The organism is Catalinimonas locisalis, from assembly GCF_038039535.1.
Taxonomy (GTDB): Bacteria; Bacteroidota; Bacteroidia; order Cytophagales; family Cyclobacteriaceae; genus Catalinimonas.
The window spans coordinates 705555-728490 of record NZ_JBBPHP010000001.1 but is presented as its reverse complement, the minus strand read 5'-3'; the positions used below and the strand labels follow the sequence as shown (position 1 = coordinate 728490).

Below are 22936 nucleotides of genomic sequence, written 5' to 3'. Positions count from 1 at the left end.
GTGAATAATCAGCAGCCGGAAGCTTTAGATATCAATGCTTTTCTTATAGGTATGGTCATAGCGCTCATCTTGGTGGGCGCTTACCTTTTGTACCAGTACATAAAATTTCGCAGAGCCGCGATATCACAGGTCCCAGAAGATCAAATACGCAAAATACTCAACCAGCACTTTGTTTATTATCAGGCCCTGAGAGAGCAGGATAAGCAGAAGTTTCTTCAAAGAGTGCAGCTTTTTATCGCTCGTAAGACTTTCGTTCCCCGCCTGTTTAAAATCGTGACGCCGGAGATGAAAGTACTGATCGCGGCATCAGCCGTGCAGCTTACCTTTGGACTACCGGATATATGCCTGCAATTCTTCAAAAGAATTATCATTTATCCGGATTATTATTTTTCTACCGTCAACAAAAAGATGCATAAGGGTGAGGTTAATCCCAAAGCTCAGGCGATAGTATTTTCCTGGAAGAGTTTTCTGAAAGGTTACCGGATTCCAGATGATTCTTATAACCTTGGCTTGCATGAAATGGCACATGCGCTGGAATTGGAAAACCTGATAGAAAATGACGAATATGATTTTCTGCACAAAGAAACCTGGGAAGCGTTTCTGGGGGAGGCGGCTATCATTAGCGAGCAGATACGAGAACATAAGCATAACTTTTTGCGAAGTTATGCAGCTACAAATAAGAAAGAGTTTTTTGCAGTAGCTGTAGAAAATTTCTTTGAGCGGCCAGTAGCTTTCAAGCGCGAAATCCCGCGATTATACAGTATATTGGTATCATTGTTGAACCAGGACCCCCTAAAAATAGTAGCTTATTGAGATGAATTTATCCTCAGTCTGCTTTCAGGCAAAGATATATTTATTTAAATCAGCAGAACTATTTGAAAATCAATAACATTTGCTTTACGTATTTCATTTATAGAGAAATAAGAATTATTGGATTTTCTTAATCAATTAGACTTTTTTCTTGTTTGATTATAGCATTCTTCTAAAATATAGATTTACCCGCTTAGTATTTCTTTCATGTGGATTAAACTAGCCCATACAATCATCAAATATCGCCTCTGGCTGATGATTATTCTGGCCATCATCACTGCATTTATGGGCTATAAAGCCCAGGAACTGAAAGTGAGTTATGATTATATTGAAGCCGTTCCTTCTTCCGATCCCGATATGGTCTACTATGATCAGTTCAAAGAACAGTTCGGAGAAGATGCTAATGTATTGGCAATTGGCCTCAGAGACAGTGCCCTTTATCAACTGGATAACTTTCAGAAATACAAATATTTTACCGATGAAGTAGCCAAGCTTCCGGGAATCAAATATGTGCTCTCGCTCCCCAGCATGCAAAAGCTGGTCAAAAATACAGAAAGTAAGCGGTTTGAGTTAGAACCGGTATTTGCAGAAATCCCTAACGATCAAGCTGGCCTAGATACACTCCTGCAGCAGGCTAATGATCAGAAGTTTTATAGTGGCCAGCTTATAAATGAAGAAAATGGCGCCACTTTTATGCTGATTGCCATAGAAAAAAGTACGCTCAACTCAGACAAGCGGCAGCAACTCATCCCCGACATTCAGCAATTAGGCGAAAGCTTCTCTGAAATTACCGGCATTGAGCTTCACTATGCAGGTATTCCTTTTGTACGTACCATTATGAATGCCAAGGTGCAGTCTGAGTTACAGATTTTCCTAATTCTTTCGGTATTGGTAACTGCCTGTATACTCTTACTTTTCTTTCGCTCCTGGGATGCGGTCATTTTTCCGCTGATCATCATTGGCATTATGGTCGTCTGGTCTATGGGTACGCTGGCCCTTTTTGACTATGACATCACAGTACTATCCGGTCTCCTGCCGCCTATTATAGTAGTTATCGGAATACCGAATAGTGTCTATTTGCTCAACAAATACCATCAGGAATACAACCGGCACGGCGATAAGATCAAAGCCCTGACGAATATCATAGAAAAAATTGGTCTGGCAACGCTGATTACTAACGTGACGACCGCCATTGGATTCTTGGTACTTATTTTTACAGATATTGTTATTCTGGAGGAATTCGGTCTGGTAGCGGGGCTCAATATTTTGGCTACTTTTATTGTGAGTATCATTCTTATTCCTGCTGTATTTTCATATTTACCTCCGCCTAGCTCTCGTCAACTGAAGCACCTGCGTTTCAGAATGATAGACAGAGCACTTACGCTTTTAGACTTACTAGTACACCGCCACAAGTACAGGGTGATGGTAGGAGCAATCGTGGTGGTCATTATTTTTGCCTTTGGCATGCTTAAGATAGAAGCAGTCTCTTTTCTGGTAGATGATGTGCCCAATGACAGTAAACTCAAACGTGACCTGGCATTTTTTGAGGATAACTTTACGGGTATTATGCCACTGGAGGTGGTCATAGACACGCAACAAAAGAGAGCTATTACCCGAATTCCTACTCTCCAAAAAGTAGACAACTTTCAGCAATACCTGGTTGAGCAGCCGGCGATATCTGAGCCTATTTCAGTAGTTGGCTTTATCAAAGCAGCCCGACAGGCATTTTACAATAACAGCCCTGCCTTTTATGCCTTGCCAGACAACCGGGATAAAGCTTTTGTTTTCCGCTACTTACAAAACTCACAGGCCCAGGGCCTTATTTCTGATGAAGAGACTGGTGAAAATAATGAGGCGGCTCAGATGGACCTGCTCAGCAATTTCAGCGACAGTACCGGACAGCAAATCCGTATCTCTCTCAAGATTGCCGATATAGGTTCTAACGAGATCAAAACATTGATCAACGAGAAGATACGTCCCAAGGCAGAAGAGATTTTTGATGGTGAAAATACAGAAATTAACATCACCGGAGCCAGTCTGCTTTTTACCAAAGGGAATGAGTTCCTGATTGACAATCTGCTGGTAAGCCTGTTGCTGGCATTCTGCCTGATCGCCCTGATTATGGCTATGCTGTTCGGCAGTTTCCGCATGATACTTATCTCATTAGTCCCTAATCTTATCCCGCTCATTATTACTGCAGGTATTATGGGTTTTGTAGGTATCCCACTCAAGCCCAGTACAGCCATCATTTTCAGCATCGTATTCGGTATCTCAGTAGATGATTCTATCCACTTTCTGGCCAAATACCGACAGGAGCTTAAGTTGCACAAAGCTTTTGTACCTATTGCTATCAGCAAAAGTCTGCGGGAGACCGGTACCAGTATGATTTATACTTCCATTATTCTTTTCTTTGGTTTTATCATTTTTGCTGGCTCCAGCTTCGGAGGCACCATGTATCTGGGAATCTTGACATCGCTTACTTTATTAATTGCCATGTTTACCAACCTTACCGTACTTCCTGCCCTATTAATGGCTTTTGACAATGGTAAAGGACTGGTAAAAAAACATGAGCAGGAAATGTTTCATCTCATTGAGCACTATGACGAATTTTATCAGGAGGATGAGGACGAAGAGATTGACCTGGAGAAAATTGAGCGTCCTAACGATAATGGGCAAAATGAAGAGGTGAGCAATGAGAACCGAAGAGAAAATTGACTAGAAATGAAAATTCATTCTGGTGACCATGCAGTAAAAGGTGATTAACCCTTACCTTCAACCTTAAAGATTATCTTCACCTATTCTTTATCCTTCAAGCCAACGTATAAGCCTTGTCTTCCGTAAATCTTTTCGATAAAATGCTTGTTATATCGATTCGCATTGCATAAAAAAGGAATCAAATCATAACTTTGCGGCATTATTCGAAAAAGAAAGGAACACAGTGAATGCACAGCGCGTGAAATATCCAGAATATAAGAATCCTGATTACGCTCAGATAGCGGAAGAGATACTTGCCTACTGGCAGGAGCAGAAAGTTTTTCAACAATCCGTAGATAGCCGTGAAGGTAAGCCTACATTTACTTTCTATGAAGGGCCGCCTTCAGCCAATGGCACCCCCGGTATCCACCATGTGATGGCCCGTACCATCAAAGATATTTTCTGCCGCTTCAAGACTTTGCAGGGATTTCAGGTAAAACGTAAAGGCGGATGGGATACCCATGGTCTGCCCGTTGAGCTACAGGTAGAAAAAGAACTGGGTATCACCAAAGATGATATAGGTAAAAAGATTTCTGTAGAAGAGTACAATCAGCGCTGCCGTGATGCTGTCATGAAATACAAAGGGCAGTGGGATGACCTTACGCAGAAAATGGGCTATTGGGTAGATTTGGATAATCCTTACATCACTTTTGAAAAGGATTACATGGAAACCCTCTGGCATCTGCTCAAAAAGTTTTACGACAAGGGTTTATTGTATAAAGGCTACACCATACAACCTTACTCTCCTGCCGCTGGTACTGGGCTAAGTTCGCATGAGCTTAACCAGCCGGGTTGTTACCGTGATGTAAAAGATACTTCTCTTACTGGTCAGTTTAAGATCAAAGGCACAGAGAATGATTATCTGCTGGCCTGGACTACTACACCCTGGACACTTCCTGCCAACTCTGGTATTGCCGTAGGTGAAAAGATTGAGTATGTAAAAGTAAAAACATTCAACCCCTATACCTTTCTTCCGGTGAATGTGATACTGGCCAAAGACAGGATGGATACTTATTTCAACCCTAAAGCCGAAGATCTCCAAGTAGAGGATTATAAGCCGGGGGATAAATTAATCCCTTACGAAATTGTAGATACTTTCCCTGGTAAAAAACTGGTAGGAACTAAGTATGAGCAGTTGATGCCTTATGTTTCCCTGCCTGATCCTGCTTTCACCGTAATTGCCGGAGATTTTGTGACTACCGAAGATGGTTCCGGACTGGTACACCTTGCCAAGACTTTTGGTGCGGATGACTTCCGTACACTGGAGCAGCATGGTATACCGGGAATAATGGTGAAAGACGAAAACGGTAACGATGTACCTATCGTCAACAAAAAGGGGCGTTTTGTAGCAGAGATCACCGACTTTGCCGATATGCCGGTGAAGAATTATGATGATGAGGACGAGGAAGATCCTGACTATAAATCTACCGATGTTAAGATCGCCATCAAGCTGAAGGAAGAGAACAAAGCTTTTAAAGTAGAGAAATACGTCCACTCCTATCCTCACTGCTGGCGTACAGATAAGCCCGTATTATATTATCCGCTGGATTCCTGGTTCATCAGAACTACTGAGCTTAAGGACCAACTAATAGCGCTGAATAAGACGATCAACTGGAAGCCGGAATCTACTGGTACCGGACGTTTTGGTAACTGGCTGGAAAATCTGGTAGATTGGAACCTGAGCCGTTCGCGTTACTGGGGAACTCCATTACCTATCTGGCGTACTGAGGATGGCAGCGAAGAAAAATGTATAGGATCTGTTGCTGAATTAAAAGAAGAGGTGGCTAAAGCCAATGCTGCTTTTGCCAGTGATACGGAACTGGTAGATCAAAACAATGAGGCCCTGGCTAAAGAAGATCTGCACCGTCCTTACGTAGACCATATTGTGCTGGTAAGTGAAAAAGGTGAGAAGATGCAGCGCGAAGCTGACCTGATAGACGTATGGTTTGACTCTGGTGCCATGCCTTATGCGCAGTGGCATTATCCTTTTGAAAATCAGGAAATCTTTGACGCCAACTACCCTGCGGATTTTATCTCGGAAGGCGTTGACCAGACACGTGGATGGTTCTTTACCCTACACGCTATCGCTGGGATGCTGTACGATAGCGTGGCTTTTAAAAATGTGGTCTCTACCGGGCTGGTACTGGATAAAAATGGCAACAAAATGTCTAAACGCCTGGGCAATGCCATAGATCCTTTTATGACACTGAAAACCTATGGGCCGGATGCTACGCGCTGGTACATGATTGCCAATGCTAACCCCTGGGACAACCTGCGTTTTGATCTGGAAGGCGTAAAAGAAGTGCAACGCCGTTTCTTCGGGACTTTGCAGAACACCTACTCTTTCTTTGCATTGTATGCTAACCTGGATGGTTTTACCTATGCTGAGGAAGATGTACCGCTTGCCGAAAGAACCGAAAGTGATCGCTGGATACTCTCTAAGCTCAACAGCATGGTGAAGCAGGTAGAAGCTGCATACAATGAGTATGAACCGACTCGTGCCACCCGCATGATTCAGGACTTTACCATTGATGACCTGAGTAACTGGTATGTAAGGCTTAACCGTAAGCGTTTCTGGCAGGGAGAATATGGCAAAGACAAGCAAGCGGCTTATCAGACACTTTATACCTGCTTGGTAACCATTGCCAAGTTGGCTTCGCCGGTAGCGCCTTTTTATACTGAAAGATTATTCAAAGACTTAAACAATATCACTGGTAAGGAAGCAGTTGACTCCATTCACCTTACGGATTTCCCTCAGGTAGATGAAAAGTTTGTGGATACTGAACTGGAAGCCAGAATGCAGATGGCTCAGACTACTTCTTCACTGGTGCATTCATTGCGCAAGCAACATACGATCAAGGTGCGTCAGCCGTTATCTAAAATATTGATTCCGGTGCTGAGCAATGAGTTTAAAGACAGACTAAGCTCTATGGAAAAATTGATCTTGTCTGAGGTAAATGTGAAAGACATAGAGTATATTGATGATGCCTCAGGTGTGTTGGTCAAGAAAATTAAGCCAAATTTCCGCAAACTGGGCAAACAGTATGGTCCTAAGATGAAGGAGATCAGTGCTGCGGTAGCTAAGATGGGGCAGGAAGAAATCAATCAGCTGGAAAGAGAAAATCATTATGAGTTGGCTCTTTCTGATCAGACTATTGCCCTCACTGTGGAAGATGTGGAGATCACATCTGAGGATATTCCGGGCTGGTCAGTAGCCAGAGAAGGAAATATTACAGTAGCGCTAGACATTACGGTAACGGATGAGTTAAGGAAAGAAGGTCTGGCCCGTGATCTGGTAAACCGTATCCAGAATTTACGTAAAGATATGGGGCTGGAAGTGCAGGATAAGATCAAAATCAGTATTGGAAATGGTGACGGTAGCTTGATGAGTGAAGCTATCCAACTGCATAAAGATTACATTTGTACTGAAACCCAGGCCCTGAGCCTGAACATTGTTGATCAGCAGGATGCTGCTCAGTTAGCGGATGCTAGTTTGTTGGATTTGGACGATCAGCAAGTACGTATTAAAATAGAAGCTTAACACTGGAAAGGCACTATTGCCTTTTCATAAAACCACGCAAACAGTGAAGTATTATAAGTATTATCTGTTGAGTTTAGGCATCATTCTGCTTGATCATGCGGTCAAGTTGCTGGTGCATTTCAATATGGACATGGGTGTTGTAGGGCAGATTCCGGTCTTTGGAGATTGGTTTAAGCTTCATTATACCCTCAACCCTGGTATGGCCTTCGGTATGCAGATCGGCTCTGAGTATGGCAAGCTAATCCTTACTGTCTTCCGCCTGCTGGCGATGGTAGGTATTGGCTACTATCTGTATATGCTGGCTAAAAAGGGAGTACACCAGGGGCTTTTGTGGTCAGTAGCGTTGATTCTGGGAGGAGCTATTGGTAATGTGGTAGATAGCGCATTCTATGGTGTACTTTTGGACAATGCTCCCTATGATGCTGCTACACCCTGGTTTCATGGACAGGTCATTGATATGTTTTATGTAGATATCTGGGAAGGCCGCGTAGCTGAGTGGGTACCTATCTGGGGCGGTGACTACATGGCTCTCTGGCCTATCTTTAACATTGCCGATGCTTCTATTTTTGTTGGCGTAGCCATTATCTTAGTCATGCAAAACAAATTCTTTGGAGAGGAGCATGACGCTGAAGAAGTAGGAGAAGTACAAACTTCTTCTCAGCAGCATTACGAAAATCAGTAAAGTATGTAAGTAAGAACGTGATCAATCACGTTCTTACAATAACAATACAATAATCTACCTCCCTCCAGTAGAAGCCCTGCTGGCGGTGATGGGATATGAGTCGTAGCTTCCTGCAGCTACCTTCCCGGTAAAAGAGTCTTTTTCAAAAGCGCCTTCCAGAGCCAGATTGTTGCCATCCATCATAAAGGTGGAAGTAAGCTGCCCTTCGTTGATTTGAACGTTATTCAAATTGATATTGCCTTGCTGTGAGCGAATCTCACCGACATAGCCATCACCATCCTGCTCAATGATCATTTGTCCCTCTACATCTCCGTAAGGGGTATTTTTCACGACATAATCCCAGGTACCTACCGGGCTATTCGCCGCTTGCCGAGAAGAGGCACATGCTGATAAAAAGGCTAGAGTTAGTAGTAAGAATACAGCTTGCTTCATTTGTTGAGTGGTTGTTTTCATAAGATTTGTAGTTTAGGTTATCTTCTAAATCTAATATTTTTCCCCAAAGCAAAAAAGGACTCCTTTTCAGAAGTCCTTTATGTTTTCGTTATTTTTGAATATTGTTATTTTTCTACCTTTCTATCTTCTCCACGAGGACAGTCATCTGTTTTTGGTTCGTGGCAAGGTTCTACTGCATTTGCGTCACAAATTGGGCAATGTGCTACGTCTTTATTGTTTAGTTTCTCAATCGTCTTCATGGCTTTCTTATTTTAGTTAAACATCTTAATTTACTTTATAAACCTACTGTAAGACTGTTGGTTGAGAAAAATACTTATTTAACATAAGTCTAATTAAGCCTTAAAAACTTTTTACTTCAATACCTGACCTTCCCGACAGATATAAGTTCCTCTTCCTCCTACTACTAATCTCTCAATTTTACCCTTGTACAAATTACTTTTCGCCCCTTCTTCACGATGCGTAATCAGAAAGTGCCCGGGAAAATCATCGTAGCGGGCTTCCATCTCAATAGCTGTTTTAATGATATACTGCATTTTCTCATACAACAGTTTGATTTCTTCCTCACTTAGCTGATTGGCAGGCGTTTCAGGATGGATAGCACTCTGATAAAGCATATCATCTACAATCCAGTTTCCCAGCCCTGCTACAGTTCGTTGATTCATCAGCAGAGGTTTGATCAGTCCTTTTTTTCCAACTATCTTTTTCATAAAGCTTTCCTGGCTGATCTTCAGCGCATCTTCACCTAACTTTTTCTTTTTACTGTAAGCTTCAATCTCCTCAGTAATCCCTACCCTACCTAAAATACGAGGACAAACGAATGCCAGGTAAAAGCCATCATCCAGAGAAAAAAGCACCTTGGTAAAACGAGGCGTATCTTCTTTATCTTTAAAATACTTGAGACGGCCTGTCATGCCAAAATGCATGTTGAGGTACTGGTCACTGCTTAGCTTAATGAAGAGGTGCTTTCCTTTCCGATCAGTACTTTCAAAAGTATTTCCTCTTAATGCTTCTTGCAACTTTTCTACAGACAATAGGATTACCCTTTCATCTTCTACTTCTACATCTATCACTTTTTTATGCAAGGCAGTATGATGAAAGTATTTCTGACACATGGCTACTTCGGGCAACTCAGGCATAATCAAAGGTTTATGGATAAAAAAAGGCTGCAATACTACAGCCTTCAATTAATGTTTTGTGTAACTAAAATGTTTTATTCTGCTTCTTCCCCAAAGCGGGTATTTCCCATGTCCGGATAGGTGTTGTTAGACCGATCAATATCCGCCATTCTGTAAGATGGGTCTATCTGTATCTGGCTGATTTCATCAAGAGGACGAGGAATTTGCAGTAAATAAGTAGGAAATACCCAGGGCCAGTCTTTTAACACAGTACGTTCATAGTCAGTGTCATTTTCTTTTTCTCCCCGCATGATACGGAGTGGAATATAGAATAGCTCTTGCTCACCACCTTCATAAGTTACCAGCACATCCAAAGGCATAGGCATCTTATCTACTCTCTCCAAGGTTACATGGGTGGTTGCCCCTCTGTCTTCCACTGATTTTACGCCATAGTCAATGGTATGCGTAGTATTGACAAAGTATTCAAAGTACCAATCCAGTTCAATACTGGACTCTTTTTCCATGATTCTCTTCAGATTAGTAGGATTGGGATGTTTGAATTTCCACTCCTCAAAATAACGCTTCATTCCCCTTTCAAAGACTTCATCACCAATGATGTAGCTCAACTGTGCAAGAAATACCGCTCCTTTGGAGTAAGCAGCTCTTCCGTAAGCAAAGTTGGTGCTGTAATGGTCAGAATGAGTAGTCATGGGCTCTTCTCTGCCAGATTCTGCAAGATTAAAATAACCCGCATACGAGTTGGCATGTACTTGAGGATCATCAGGATTACCACCAAAGATATTCGCCATAGTACGGCTGGAAGCATAGGAAGTAAAACCTTCGTCCATCCAGGGGTAAAGGCTCTCATTAGTGCCCAGTACACCCTGATACCAGCTGTGGATCATCTCATGTACGGTTACACCCACCAGGCTGCGCAATGAACGATGTCCGGTAATCAAAGTAGCCATAGGGTATTCCATCCCTCCATCACCTCCTTGTACCACAGAGTATTTATCATAAGGATATTTGCCAAAGTGCTCATTCATGTATTGAAATGCTTTCACGGTATACTCAGGCAGTACATTCCAGTTTTGGGTAAGTGAGTCCTGCTGGTAGAAGAAGTGTACGGTAGGTCCATCAGGCACTTGCGCAATGGTATGTACGTAGTCCGGATCAGCCGCCCACATAAAGTCGTGTACATTATCGGCAGTAAAGTGGTAAGTAAGTTTGTTACTATTAGGACGTCTCACACGTTTTCCTTCTTCCTGATAGCCATGACCGATCTCCTGCGGATTCTGTAGATAGCCGGTAGCTGCCATCACATAAGAGGAGTCAATAGAAATCTTTACGTCATAGCTTCCCCATACCCCATGAAACTCTCTTCCGATGTAAGGATTGGCGTGCCAGCCTTCATAATCATACTCAGCCATTTTGGGATACCACTGCGCCATAGAGTAATCAATACCTTCTTCATTATCCCGTCCGGTACGACGAACCTGTAGTGGCACCTGGCCTTCAAATACCATGTCAAAGGTAGCCTCGCTATTGGGCATAATAGGTTCATTAAGCTTAACTTCCAGAATAGTACCTACCATTTCATATTCCACATCATCACCATCCTGCTGAAGAGATTCTATACGCTGATAGCCGATTTCATCCTCTCCCAGATACAATATGCGGTCTCTCACCCTGCTGTCAGGATCTTCAATAGTGCGGGAGCGCACATCCATCATACTTCCGGGCTGGAAAGCGTTAAAGTATAAATGATAGAACACCTGATGGAGCGTATCCGGTGAGTTATTATAGTATACCAGATTTTGAGTACCTGTAAACTGATGCGTTTCTACATCCATATCCACTTCCATGGTGTATTCTACGCCTTGTTGCCAGTAGCCGCTTTGCGCTTGTACCGGTAGAATATTTCCTACAAACAGTAAGCTTATAATTCCGAATAAGATTGTGTGTGTATTTCTCATAAAAACTCAACTCATAATTTCCAGAAAGGAGTTCACTCCTAAAAACCTTAAAAATGTCAAATATAAGCACTAATGTTGAGGAAAGGCTTACACTTCTTTCAGAAAGAGTAGTTAATAGGAGAATAAATCACTGCTTTTATCTTCATGGCGGAGAAAAGAGAGCACATACTCCCCGGTAGTAGGGCCGTCCTCCAGTGCAAAAGCTAAGGTCAATTTGTTGCTCCGTTCAGATAGTATCATATTAAAATCCACACTATCCGATTGCCGGACTGCCCGGAAGACCCTACCTTCCATTAAATTTTCGGCTTGTTGCAGCTGCAGTACCAGTGAAGATGGCATTATTTCCGAAGAAGGCTTGGCATAGATAATGACTTTATCATCGCTAAGTGGCCTGATATTGATGCTAAGCTCATTCAGATAGGGCAGCTTTTTACAATCTTTAGTCATGCGCTCGGGCTCAGCCTGCCAGTTGTCATGTAATTTTGATAGAAGTGGCGGTCCAGGCTCATAGGGTGATTTAGGGAAGCTGGTCAATATTCCAAAGACAAGCACAGCCACAAAAAAAATAGCAAGGCGCATCACATTGCTTGTCCTATGCTTAAGTAGCGCTAACTTCCTCCCACGGCTAAAGCGAGAGGTACTTATGGGATATACTCCCACCATAAAAAGCAGGTGCGAAATATATTTCTTTAGAGATTGTATGGGGCCGTTTGTAAGCACAGCCCAAACTTATCAAGCATTTAATCCTTCAACAATACCTATTTTCCTGTATTTTTATAGGTATAAAGACCCTATTTTGAGCAGCGTATTTTTTACTGGATAAGATAAAGTAAAATAAATATAGAATACTTACTTTTTTCGCTCAATGGTATATTCTACCAAGCGGGTCAATGACTGTTTGTACTCTGAGTCAGGAAATGTACTAAGAATTTCCTGTGCCTGACGATGATAGGAATGCATTGCCTCGGTAGCATATTCAATACCACCTGATGCTTTTACAAAATCAATCACCTCATGTACCTTGCGCGACTTTTCACTTTGGTTTTTGATAATGTAGATGATCCTTTTTTTCTCCAGCCAGGAGGCTTTTTGAAGGGCATAAATCAGGGGCAAGGTCATCTTTTTCTCTTTGATATCTATGCCTACCGGCTTACCTATTTCAGCACTGCCATAGTCAAAAAGGTCATCTTTGATCTGAAATGCAATCCCTACCTTTTCTCCGAAGTTCAGCATCTTTTGGACAGTTTCAGGGTCCGAGCCGGTAGAGCTTGCTCCTACTCCACAACATGAGCTAATCAGTGAAGCTGTTTTCTGACGAATAATTTCATAGTACACTTCTTCTGTAATATCCAGATTACGTGCTTTTTCAATTTGCAAAAGTTCGCCTTCACTCATTTCTCTTACTGCATTAGATACAATCTCCAGCAGGTGAAAATCCTTATGCTCTACGGATAAGAGCAAACCTCTTGAAAGCAGATAGTCTCCTACCAGTACTGCTATCTTATTTTTCCACAATGCATTGATGGAAAAAAAGCCGCGGCGATAGTTAGAATCATCTACCACATCATCATGTACCAGTGTAGCGGTATGCAAAAGCTCTATCAGAGCTGCGCCTCTATGAGTAGCTTCGCTGATTTGCCCGGTAAGCCCTGCAGAAAGAAAAACAAACATAGGACGCAGTTGCTTTCCTTTACGCCTGACAATAAAGCCCATGATCTTATCAAGCAGCAAAACCTTGCTCTTCATAAAATCACGAAACTTATTTTCAAAAATACCCATTTCACTCTCAATGGGCGAACGAATTTCCTGAATAATGCTACTCATAGGTAAGGGCACAATATTACCACCTAATTGTACCAATGCAAAGGACTGAGGAGTATTTGCGTTTTTTTTGTGAAATAGTAATTGCAAACATAGGGGAGTAAAGTATTAAAATCTAGGTTACTGAGGCACTAATGTAATACTAAGTTTAAGCTTATATGTTTGACTTTTATCAGAATAACCTTTTGATAAGCATATAGATATACAATATCCAAGGAGAATAGCCTGACAACTAATAGGGTAGCAATTTCGTTAGCTTATTTTTAAGTACGTCAGCAAAATATAGCCTATAAAATCAGCCTGCTCCAACCTACATTTCATTGCATAAAAACATATGCAAGCATAAATCACAGCCATTTTCAGCAATAAATAAAGACTTTGGTACTTAATATTTAAGATAAAGTTTTAATAAATACCTTTAAATCAATATTTAATGCGGATATTTACAAATCCTAAGATTAATTTTCATTAGCTATTATTTACCTTCTGAAAGTACGCTAAAGCGAAAAAATATTATTTAGACCCTCTGATGAATTATGACCGAACAGCAACAAGAAGCTTTAGGTAAAATACTGGATCACTCTATTAATGAGTTTTACATTTTTGATGCTCACACCTTCCAATATTTATACGTCAATCAAGCTGCCATTGCTCACCTTGGTTATTCCAAGGATATGTTATTAAAATACACCCCTATTGACATCACTCCGAAATTTTCTAAAAAGTCTTTTCCCCAACTTATTGCTCCTTTAGTATCACAAGACATTCAGGAAATAACTCTGGAGGCCTCTCATTACAGAAAAGATGGCACCACCTACCCTGTGAGACTCCAGCTGCATACTTCAGACTATATGGGAAAATCTGTAATAGTAGCTATCGCGACAGACATCACCAAAGAGAAAAATTACGCTACAGAAATCATAGAAAGTAAACGTTTCATAGAAAGTATTGCTGACACTTCTCCAGAGCTCTTGTATGTGTTTGACTTTTCTAAAGGTGACTACATTTATTTTAGCAATCACATCAAGGATATGCTTGGCTATGAGGTAGAAGATGTATTGAACGGAGCAGAAAAGCTTTTTACAAAGCTACACCCTGAAGACTTTCAGAAAGTAGCCTACAATTTCCAGGAAAAAATCAAGCAAGTTAGTGATGAGGAAGTAGTAGAAACAGAATACAGGGTACAGCATAAAGACGGGCATTGGGTATGGCTATCCAGTCGTGACAAACCTTTCAAAAGGGATGATCATGGTAATGTGATCCAAACTGTAGGCACCGCTCAGGACATTACACATAGAATACAATACGAGCAGCAGCTGGAAAAGCAAAACGAAGAACTGAAAAAGACTAACGCCGAACTTGACCGCTTTGTTTATAGTTCCTCTCATGACCTTAGGGCCCCACTTGCCTCTGTACTGGGCCTTATCAACATTGCCTTGCTTGAGAATACTCCTGAGGAAAAAGATATCTACATTAAGCTGATGGAGACCAGCATCAATCGCCTTGACCGTTTTATCCAGGATATTATCAATTATTCGCGCAACTCCAGGATGGAAGTGGCCCACGACGCTATTGATTTTGAAAAATTAGTAGATGAGACGATCAGTAACCTTAATTATATGGAGGGCTTGGATATTATTAATTTCAGTTCCTCTTTCGATATTCCACTACCCTTTGTCTCTGATTACCGTCGTCTCTCTGTTATCCTTAGTAACCTGATTGGAAATGCTATTCGCTACAGAAGTTCCAGTGTGGATCAACCTTATATCCACGTAAAGGTGAGCGTAAGCCCTGAAGCCGCCACCATAGTAGTTGAGGATAATGGCATTGGTATCGCCCCTGAGCATCAGACCAAGATTTTTGACATGTTCTTTAAGGCCAGTAACGAAAAGCATGGCTCCGGAATAGGGCTTTATATTGTAAAAGAAACAATCAGTGTACTGAAAGGAAGTATTTCTGTAGAATCCAAAACCAGGGTAGGCACTACTTTTACTCTCAATATTCCTAATCTGGCTTAAAGGCGCAATAGACAAACTCCCTTGCCTCATTTTCGTAAGCAATTAAGAACTCACTATGCTTAATGGCTTATCTTATGAAAAAAAGTGTCTATGCCTTCTTTATACTTTCTCTGTTTTCTTATGCCTGCCAAACTCAGCAGGAAAATACTCAGGATGATAGTACCCGACAGAATGAGGCGCAAGGTATTATAGATCAGGCGATAGACGTGCATGGAGGAGATCAGTTAGAAAATACGCATATCAGCTTTGACTTCAGAAAAAGGCACTTTGAAGTAGACATGCATCAGGGGAAATACCAATATGAAAGTTTCTTTGAAGACTCTATCGGCAGCGTTCATGATGTATTAAACAACCAGAGATTTACCAGAGAAGTAAACGGAGAAAAAATAAACCTTTCGGCTAAAGATAGTATCGCTTTCAAAAACTCATTGAACTCAGTAGTGTACTTTGCCCTTTTACCATATTTCCTGAACGACCCTGCCGTTAACAAAAAGCTTCTGGGAGAAACAATGATTAAAAGTGAGCCTTATGATGAAATCCGGGTTACTTTTGACCAGGAGGGAGGAGGCACTGACCACGAGGACGTTTACATCTACTGGATTCATCAGGAAGACAAGACGATGGACTACCTGGCTTATTCCTTTCATGTAAATGAAGGCGGCACCCGCTTCCGCGAAGCCTATAATGTCAGGGAAATTGAAGGAATTCGCTTTGCAGACTATATCAATTATGAAAGCACGGTGGAAGAGTTTAACCTTGAGGACTACGAAACACTTTTTGAAGAGGGAAAGGTGGAAGAACTATCTAGGATAGACCTGGAAAATGTTGAAGTTTCCCAGAGTGCTGAAGCCCCTGCCATTTCTATGCAATAGACTTGTCTTACCTAAGAATATACATTTTACCAAAGCCATTTTTAAAGCCCTTATCCCCGGCAGTTTCTCTTAGGTCTATGGCTTTTCCATTGCTTCTTACGATAACCCTGTACAGATAAACACCATTGGCCAGCTCATCGCCAAACTCGTCCCTGCCATCCCAGGCATAATCTGTAATATTATTACCTATGCGTATGGGCCCTAGCTCATCCTGCGTAATCTCCCGTACTACTTTTCCGCTCACTGTCATAATCTGCACCTTGACCTGATCGGGTATTTCCTGACCAGTTAGCGTAAATACAAAGCGAGTACTGGTAGAGAAAGGATTAGGATAAGGGTAAAAATTAGTGATGGTAGATTCATTGATGATTTCAAAGTTTATTTCGTAGGGCTGTGTTCCTGAAGTATTCCCGCTGGCATCCTCAGCCTGTACCCGAAGGGTATATAATCCGTCTTTCAGCTGTCTGGGTTGAAAACTCACCTTAAAAGGCTCCTCCCCCTCAGCTGGCGACCAGCTTACTTCTTCACTGCTTAACGGAATACGCTTCATGTGGGTGTCTGTCGTACGCGCATTGCTGACGCTGGCAGTTGCTTCTGGAGCCTCGTTTTTGCCTAAGAAAATATCTATCCCGGTAGTATCCTGTTTCTGTAGGTAAGCATTCTCATCACGTATTTCTATGGTGATCATAGGATTGGGTGATACGATATCACCATCCAGAATATAGGAGCCATCAAAAGCCACGTCGATAATTGGATTCAGCTCATCGCCCGTTACTTCGATATAAGAAGGAATGCTCAGTACATTATTATTATATGACTGTTCTGACTGAATCTGTGGATTGACATTTACTGAAAGATTGCTGGTTCCCACATTATTCAAAGTATTCACTGGCACCTCAAAGCTCACGGTATCTCCTGGGTTTACTGCCTCTATTTTTAAGGTATCTCTCAATATCTGCCTGCTATCCTGATTGAATAAACTGTAAGCTACTTGTAATGAATCGGAAAAGTTATTATCAGATAAATTATAGAACTGAAAAGGTATGGTATGTGTCTCACCTTCTTGCTTGTTTACCTTTTCGGTAAAATTATTTGCAGAAAGCAGCACTCCTTCGGGTACTCCTTCATTATCAATCAGCCAATAATCCAGTTGGGCAGGCGTCTGATTGATCACGTCTTCAAAGTTTATCTGTAATCTTAAGAAAGGATACTGACTAGCATTAATAGAGGATAAATCAATCTGCTCTGAAAAGTCGGCATTACTGATCAATGTATTTTGTACGCCTTCGGCAGTCTCGCCTATCACGGTTAAATTCACCACATCAGAAGCTTCAATATTACTTATCTTCAAGCGCAAACTATTCCACTTACTTGACGGACCTATTCTTTTACTTAATACACTACCGCTGCTTAGTTTTCCATTGATAGTTTCAGACAAAGTAATTAGCTGCTCTGTAACTGGCGTCTCACTTTCAGTATCTGCTTTCATTACTGTTGCACTACCTGCTGCTGTATTTTTCCTTCCGATAAAAACAAAAGGCTCACCACTCTGCATAGAAGTAATATCTGATGAGGAGATTCCGATCTCTTCTAGTCTGGCGAGTGTACCTGCTGGCCATGAGGCAAAGTTTAGGGTACCAATATTGAATAATACAAGCGGGTCACCATCATCAACTGCATTGATCAGGTTATCTAAAGCTCCATTTACAACTTGTGCATTGGTGAAAGTATTAATCATTTGGGGTCTTCTTCCACAAGTATTACCATTATTAAGGTCAGGAATATTTGGATTAAGAGGCAGGTAGGTACTGAGGGTATATCTATCAAACACCACTATATTTATAGAATTATCTTTACAAGTATAGCCTGCATCAGGAAGAATAAAAGGGTTGCCATTTACATAAATCTGTTCATTCGCAGAACTGTTGTAAGCAGACCCAAAAGTTGAAACTTCTATTTCCAACTCAGTATCAGGGAATTCCCACATCTTATTGCTGCTTTCAAGATTGGTAACTTTATTTTCATTGAGTTGCTCAAAGCTCAGTTGCCCCCATTGCCCTAAGCTTTCTGCGATATAGGTAAATGAACTTTGTGTCCACTGGTCTATTTCTCCTTCTCTGGCTTCGGCATACTTGCTACGCCAATAGTAAACGGTACTATCTTTTTTTATAGGCAGTACAAATTGCTGCACGGCCAAACCCTTTGCAGAAAGGGTGAACTGCTGTTTTATACTACTATTAAAAGCATATGATGTGTCTACCTCAATCAAGTATTGCCGCACATCATTTTCTCTTAAAGCTCTCTGATAGTCTCCTGCCTGTATTTGTAATCTTACCGTATCTTGTGTTATTATTGAGTAATCATGGGGAGTGAGATGAACGGTTCCTCCCAGAGGAACGAAATATTCAAAACTAGCCCGGTTATTTCCTTCATTCAGTTCGGGGATAGAATCCTGGCTATCAATAATTACTTCAAAGCGATTATTACCTACTTCATCACTGGCAGCAACTGTAGAATCTTCTGAGTTGATAACAAAATGCAGTGTATCCTGATAAAGCACAGGAGGATAGCTTACAGGTCCGTAGGAAATTATATTACCATTGCTTAAAGTACGGTTTACAGATACTGAGATAGAATCCTGAGTGGTTCTGCCAAAATTTCGCACTACCAGATTCACTGCAAAGGAGTCAGAAAAAACGGTTACCGGACCATCCTGCAAAGGTTCTATGGATATACTGTTATCGTTTACTTCCAGATCAGGCTGTTCTCTTCCGAACAAACTCACCGCAGGGTCACCCTGCATTACTGCCTGCCGCACCTGTGCTATATGAACTTCCCAGATGCTCTCTCCTAATGCCTCCATAAAACGCCGACTCGCCTCTTTTTTGATTTTTCCCATGGAGCTTCCTATGTAGGTGGAATCCGCAAAGCCTGTATTATAGATAGCATCAGAATAGCGTTTGAGTACACTGGAAATCCCTTCGGCACTGTGTGCGATCACATGTAAGGCACCTCTGTCTGGCGTATTAATCCAGTCTTCTCCAAAAGTAAGCGCATCACTGAATATATTTCCCGCATTACAGCCATTAATCAATATCGCAGGATACTTCCCCTTATTGTTGTATCCAAGTTCATCATTAGAGACATAGCCAATTTCAATATCAGTTCTGGTGGTGGCTGAGTGGCCAAAAAAAGTGATCATTGACAGACCTTTATTTACTTCATCCGCTATGTTAATCAACTCGGTAGCATTATTTGATTTCTTGGACTGTACAGAGACTTGACCGCCGAGATAATCTCCTTCGGCTACAGTTTGAAAATCATCTACATAACGAGAGAATAAGGTGAGTTCGGCCAGACTTACTCCTCCACTCAGGTGCACCAGATGTTTTTTCCACAATGCTTCTCGGCTATTTGCCTCCTGATAATCTGCAGATAGTCCTCTGCTTTCGCTTTCTTTCACTTTGTCCAGATAAGCCGCTACATCCGTGGCACTCTGCGCATTGATGCGTCCGGTTGGAATAGCAGCGTTGTAACCATCACTGCCTGCCAAACCGACAGTAAGTACTTCATCTGAACCTGGCATGCCTCCGGTAGGTATCAGGTCACGCAAAGTTGTAGTTGTTGGGTCTTTCCTGTGATAGTTGTAATTAACAGTCAGCCCTTTTCCGATAAGTAGTAAATATTCAGGATTACCGTTGCTCAACATAAAATCTGCCAGCCGACGTATTGCTAAAGGAGTTACTTCACCGTAGCCAAACTGATTATACACCTGCTTAATATCAATCAGTAAAGTGTTAAAGCCCCCGCCTTCGGCCGAAGCACGATACTCCTGATAAGCACGTACCGGATCGCTGTAATTGCCAGCAGGCTGGCGCAACAATTCATGCGAGATCATCAGATAATTGGCAGCGGTACTAATGTTTTGAAAATTCACTTTCTGAATAGAAGGGATATTTTGTGTACTGCCAATCAGTAAGCGCCGAGCTATTTGAGTGTTGGGAATAACTGCCGTAGTATTTTCTCCAATCTGATTAAAACCAATTCTCAGCACATTATTTTCGTCGGTGATATCAAGTAAATAAGGGGAAGCAAGAGCATTGGCAATCTCCACATAACTTTTACCCGATGGATTTGCAATCAATTCCAGATCTTTAGCAGGCAGGCTTTCCGCTGTAGTTTGCTGAGGGTATCTCAGCCTGATATAAGAAACCGAAATATTATCTGCTTCTCCATTCACACCGTTTACAGCTACTCTCACCACCAGATTACCACCCGCAAGATCACTCCACTGTAAATTTTCTGTTACTAATGTATGATCATAGTAATCAAAATTTACCGTGCTTAGCGTACGTAAGGAGGCCGCTGTACTACCTACCTGTACTGTCACATCATGCTGGCGATTATTTCTTCCTGTCAGAAGAATTTCCAGTTGAGGTACTGGTCCAGCAGTATACTGGGCTGATGCTTCTATAGTAAAGTCTCTACTTTGCCCTCTTGCAATCCGGGAGCTGGTCCAGCCTTCGCCATAATCAAAAGTGCTCAAATGAGCAATTACTCCCGAAAGTGAGCCAATAGGGTATTGCCTACCCATTGAATACTCACCCGTATAAAATGACAATTTTTCCTCCCAATGATATGCTTCTGTAGGTATACCACTGATGTTGTTTTCTGCAAAGCTGTTCATCCGCTTCCCGTTGACAGCAGCAAGTGACCAGGTTAGAAAGTAGGCCGTGGAGTCCGAATACAGATTGCGATAGGGATTAGGCTGGGCTTCATTAGGTACGTATAATTCTCTGTCTTGCGTACCATCATTACGCTGACCATAAAATATCATAAAATCAACAGGGTCAAAGCTGGCATCCTGCTGTCCCTGAATGAATATGGCCTGCTCCTGTCCCCGGAAGAAAAGCTGCATCCTCCGCGGATCTACATTGTTTACCGGAAAGCCTGCATCTACTAGATCCTGATAATTAACTTGATAAATGCCATCTTCTGCTACTGAAATTTTATAATACGACTGTGTATTATTAATCCATTCATTGCCGAAACGCTGCCCATGCAACAAAGTAGGCAAGCTGATCATCAATCCTAAGCAAAACAGCGCTCGCACAAAAGTACCTTTGACAAAATTGAAAGTTCTATTCATCCTCCTGCTTGCGATCAATACTGAATTTGAGAGAAAAAACGTGAGAATAAAGCGACTCTGAACGGTCACCTATATCGGTTAGGGCATAATCTACACTAATGCTACCTGCTTTAAAACCAGCACCAAAGTCAGGCTGAAAAGTACGATACGTACTGCCATCAAAATCTTTGATCTGCTGTACATTACCCGCTCCGAAACGGACGAAAGCCAGGTTTTTATAATCAAGCTCCAAACCTACTGAAGGATCAATGGAAGTAAACTCAGATTTGAGCAAAACATTTCTCTGACCATCAAAAGTAAAATGCAGGTCTGCCGCGGCTAAAAGTCCAAATTTGCTATCCAAAAACCGCCAGTTCCTGGCTATTCCCAGTGAGGCTTTAGGCAAAGTCACTTCCAGCGTATTGGCAGGGATTACATTGCCGGTTTGGGTATACACATCAGTCACCAATTCTGAATTATGCGTCCAGGCATTGAAAGTTCCGCTGATGTCATGCAGCATCAGGCCAAAGCGCCAGGCATTCATCCGGTAAGTAGCAGCAGCATCCAGCCCAAAACCCCAAGCATTGGCAAAGCTTCCTACATTGCGATGAATCACTTTAAAATTTGCCCCTATACTTAAACCTTTTACTCTAGGAATCTGGCGGGCATAGGAAAACAGAAAAGCATAATCGGCAGCCGAGAAAAAGCGGATATTATCATAATTGATGCGGCCGTTGGCATCGTATAAGAAACGTGTGTCGGGAATGTCATCCACTGCAAAGCGCACTACAGAGATTGCTAAGGCGCTTAATGAATCCAGGGGAGTGGCAAAGCTTCCGTAATCGTAATTGGCGATGCCTGCAAAATACTCCGCATGCATAAGAGAAACTTCATACTGATGGGACAAATCTGTAAGGCTGGCAGGATTCCAGAAACCGGCAGTAACATCATTGGCTACAGCCGTTTGGGTCGCAGCCATGCCCAGGGCACGGGCTCCGGCACCTATAGCCAGAAATTCGTTACTATATTTGGGGGTATTGAGCTGTGCATATACATCTTCTCCCAGGAAGACAAAACCCAGCACTACAAAAAGCCAACGCATGACGCTTAAACTTGTGGTTTGAAACTCCCGCAACCTACTCATTCACAAGTTTTTAAACAAGCAATATTATGGGCTTATCTACATTTAAACTTACATGGTAAAATATGGAACCCGGAGGCTGTAGACTGGAAACCAAAAAACCTGCCTCCGGTTTTCGGATTCCGGTATCCGCTTAATCCAGCAGCTTTCCCCGGCGGTATCTTTCTGTCTTCACTACATTTCCTTCTTCATCATAATATACCCAGGTGCCATGCTTTTTACCTCTTTTCCACTCTCCCTCCATACGAGGGTTGCCATTTTCGTAGCTCATTCTCCGGGCGTAGAGCATTTCTCCTTTATTGATTTCTTTCACATCCATTGCTTCCAGCTTCAGTTCAGAGTCTATACTTAAAGTCATTTTGTTGCGTGTAGGAAACTCTTCCAATACGAGCTGGTCATCCTTTACTTCAAAAGTGCCTCGTGAAATTTCCTTACTGCTCACCGATCGGGTACGGCGGGAGTATTCCATCGCAAAGAAGGTGTAGTTATTGGGAGGACTGAGCGTTAGTGTAATCTTATCATCTTCATAAAGATAACTACCGAAGATCTTTTCACTTTCCTGAGAATAGCCGGGAATGCACATCCCGGCTATTATTATGATCACTAAAAACCTAAGCATTTGCTA

Annotated in this window: 14 protein-coding genes; 6 read left to right on the top strand and 8 right to left on the bottom strand. The window is 42.0% G+C overall.

The genetic code is table 11. The features are described from left to right. The 4 genes from WJR50_RS03010 to WJR50_RS02995 all read left to right on the top strand — a co-directional run bounded on the left by WJR50_RS03010 (position 1) and on the right by WJR50_RS02995 (position 7787). Positions 1–813: a zinc-dependent peptidase gene (locus WJR50_RS03010; RefSeq protein ID WP_341291736.1), complete on the top strand. Its 813-nt coding sequence runs from the start codon at positions 1–3 to the stop codon at positions 811–813. 204 nt (positions 814–1017) lie between these two features. Continuing rightward, positions 1018–3525: an efflux RND transporter permease subunit gene (locus WJR50_RS03005; protein WP_341291735.1), complete on the top strand. Its 2508-nt coding sequence runs from the start codon at positions 1018–1020 to the stop codon at positions 3523–3525. A 238-nt stretch (positions 3526–3763) separates the two neighbouring features. Continuing rightward, positions 3764–7105, top strand: coding sequence for an isoleucine--tRNA ligase (gene ileS, locus WJR50_RS03000; RefSeq protein WP_341291734.1), 3342 nt, complete (start codon positions 3764–3766; stop codon positions 7103–7105). A 43-nt stretch (positions 7106–7148) separates the two neighbouring features. Further along, the gene (locus tag WJR50_RS02995; RefSeq protein ID WP_341291733.1) at positions 7149–7787 is read left to right on the top strand and encodes a lipoprotein signal peptidase; all 639 of its coding nucleotides are present in this window, start codon (positions 7149–7151) and stop codon (positions 7785–7787) included. Between the two features lie 54 nt (positions 7788–7841). Here the strand turns inward: WJR50_RS02995 and WJR50_RS02990 are convergent, their stop codons facing one another. The 5 genes from WJR50_RS02990 to WJR50_RS02970 all read right to left on the bottom strand — a co-directional run bounded on the left by WJR50_RS02990 (position 7842) and on the right by WJR50_RS02970 (position 13155). Further along, on the bottom strand, positions 7842–8240 hold the full coding sequence (locus WJR50_RS02990) for a hypothetical protein (protein WP_341291732.1): 399 nt from the start codon (positions 8238–8240) through the stop codon (positions 7842–7844). A 350-nt stretch (positions 8241–8590) separates the two neighbouring features. Further along, positions 8591–9376: a DNA-formamidopyrimidine glycosylase family protein gene (locus WJR50_RS02985; RefSeq protein ID WP_341291731.1), complete on the bottom strand. Its 786-nt coding sequence runs from the start codon at positions 9374–9376 to the stop codon at positions 8591–8593. A 74-nt stretch (positions 9377–9450) separates the two neighbouring features. After that, the gene (locus tag WJR50_RS02980) at positions 9451–11331 is read right to left on the bottom strand and encodes a M1 family metallopeptidase (protein ID WP_341291730.1); all 1881 of its coding nucleotides are present in this window, start codon (positions 11329–11331) and stop codon (positions 9451–9453) included. Positions 11332–11442: 111 nt separating this feature from the next. Continuing rightward, positions 11443–12051: a hypothetical protein gene (locus tag WJR50_RS02975; RefSeq protein ID WP_341291729.1), complete on the bottom strand. Its 609-nt coding sequence runs from the start codon at positions 12049–12051 to the stop codon at positions 11443–11445. 129 nt (positions 12052–12180) lie between these two features. After that, positions 12181–13155 (bottom strand): polyprenyl synthetase family protein, encoded by a 975-nt coding sequence (locus WJR50_RS02970; RefSeq protein ID WP_341291728.1) that lies wholly within the window; start codon positions 13153–13155, stop codon positions 12181–12183. A gap of 533 nt (positions 13156–13688) precedes the next feature. Between WJR50_RS02970 and WJR50_RS02965 the strand changes: the two genes are divergently transcribed. Both WJR50_RS02965 and WJR50_RS02960 read left to right on the top strand, forming a co-directional pair. After that, a complete protein-coding gene (locus WJR50_RS02965) occupies positions 13689–15170 on the top strand; it encodes a PAS domain-containing sensor histidine kinase (protein WP_341291727.1) in 1482 nt (493 codons plus the stop codon). Between the two features lie 74 nt (positions 15171–15244). Next, positions 15245–16042, top strand: a complete 798-nt coding sequence (locus WJR50_RS02960; protein WP_341291726.1) for a DUF6503 family protein — start codon at positions 15245–15247, stop codon at positions 16040–16042. Positions 16043–16049: 7 nt separating this feature from the next. Here the strand turns inward: WJR50_RS02960 and porU2 are convergent, their stop codons facing one another. From porU2 to WJR50_RS02945, 3 genes are all read right to left on the bottom strand, one after another. After that, entirely contained in the window at positions 16050–21191 is a 5142-nt protein-coding gene (gene porU2, locus WJR50_RS02955) for a putative type IX secretion system sortase PorU2 (protein ID WP_341291725.1), read from the bottom strand. Beyond that, complete coding sequence (locus tag WJR50_RS02950; protein ID WP_341291724.1) at positions 21184–22272, bottom strand: putative type IX sorting system protein PorV2; 1089 nt, start codon at positions 22270–22272, stop codon at positions 21184–21186. Before WJR50_RS02950 ends, porU2 begins: the two co-directional genes overlap by 8 nt. Positions 22273–22444: 172 nt before the next feature. Continuing rightward, the gene (locus tag WJR50_RS02945; RefSeq protein WP_341291723.1) at positions 22445–22930 is read right to left on the bottom strand and encodes a toxin-antitoxin system YwqK family antitoxin; all 486 of its coding nucleotides are present in this window, start codon (positions 22928–22930) and stop codon (positions 22445–22447) included. Between the last annotated feature and the right edge of the window lie 6 nt (positions 22931–22936).

Bases quoted from the DNA above. Each gene is read 5' to 3' on its own strand.
- WJR50_RS02980 (WP_341291730.1), bottom strand. From the start codon at position 11,331: ATGAGAAATACACACACAATCTTATTCGGAATTATAAGCTTACTGTTT.
- WJR50_RS02985 (WP_341291731.1), bottom strand. From the start codon at position 9,376: ATGCCTGAGTTGCCCGAAGTAGCCATGTGTCAGAAATACTTTCATCAT.
- WJR50_RS02950 (WP_341291724.1), bottom strand. From the start codon at position 22,272: ATGCGTTGGCTTTTTGTAGTGCTGGGTTTTGTCTTCCTGGGAGAAGAT.
- WJR50_RS02970 (WP_341291728.1), bottom strand. From the start codon at position 13,155: ATGAGTAGCATTATTCAGGAAATTCGTTCGCCCATTGAGAGTGAAATG.
- WJR50_RS02945 (WP_341291723.1), bottom strand. From the start codon at position 22,930: ATGCTTAGGTTTTTAGTGATCATAATAATAGCCGGGATGTGCATTCCC.
- WJR50_RS02965 (WP_341291727.1), top strand. From the start codon at position 13,689: ATGACCGAACAGCAACAAGAAGCTTTAGGTAAAATACTGGATCACTCT.
- WJR50_RS02990 (WP_341291732.1), bottom strand. From the start codon at position 8,240: ATGAAAACAACCACTCAACAAATGAAGCAAGCTGTATTCTTACTACTA.
- WJR50_RS03005 (WP_341291735.1), top strand. From the start codon at position 1,018: ATGTGGATTAAACTAGCCCATACAATCATCAAATATCGCCTCTGGCTG.
- porU2 (WP_341291725.1), bottom strand. From the start codon at position 21,191: ATGAATAGAACTTTCAATTTTGTCAAAGGTACTTTTGTGCGAGCGCTG.
- WJR50_RS02960 (WP_341291726.1), top strand. From the start codon at position 15,245: ATGAAAAAAAGTGTCTATGCCTTCTTTATACTTTCTCTGTTTTCTTAT.